1 protein-coding gene is annotated in these 694 nt (G+C 63.7%); it reads left to right on the forward strand.

Translation table 11 applies throughout. From position 1 onward, the window contains the following. A partial coding sequence (locus ACTHQX_RS21750) for a lipoyl synthase (protein ID WP_440159314.1) occupies positions 1–694 on the forward strand: 694 nt, incomplete at both ends.

Consider the following 694-nt stretch of genomic DNA (forward strand, 5'->3'; position numbering starts at 1 on the left):
TGACACTGGCACCAGAAGGCCGGAAAATGCTGCGGATCGAGCAGCGCAATGCGGCCACCCCGGTGGAACGCAAACCGGACTGGATCAAGGCCAAGGTCCAGATGGGCCCGGAATTCGTCCAGCTCAAGAACCTGGTCAAGAAGGAAGGCCTGCACACCGTCTGCGAAGAGGCCGGCTGCCCCAACATCTTCGAATGCTGGGAAGACAAGGAAGCCACCTTCCTGATCGGCGGCTCCGAATGCACCCGCCGCTGCGACTTCTGCCAGATCGACACCGGCAAACCCTCCCCCGTGGACCGGTTCGAACCCACCAAGGTGGCCCGCTCCGTCCAGGCCATGGCCCTGCGCTACGCGACCGTCACCGGCGTCGCCCGTGACGACCTCGAGGACGAAGGCGTCTGGCTCTACGCCGAAACCGTCCGCAAGATCCACGAACTGAACCCCGGCACCGGCGTCGAACTGCTCATCCCTGACTTCTCCGGCAAACCCGAACACATCGCCGCGATCTGCGACTCCAAACCCGAGGTGTTCGCGCACAACGTCGAAACCGTGCCCCGGATCTTCAAAAGGATCCGGCCCGCGTTCCGCTACGAACGCTCCCTGGACGTCATCACCCAGGGCCGGAACCTGGGCATGGTCACCAAGTCCAACCTGATCCTGGGCATGGGCGAAACCCGCGAAGAGATCTCCGAGGC

This window comes from Arthrobacter sp. SAFR-023, from assembly GCF_051965295.1.
In the GTDB taxonomy this organism is placed as follows: domain Bacteria; phylum Actinomycetota; class Actinomycetes; order Actinomycetales; family Micrococcaceae; genus Arthrobacter.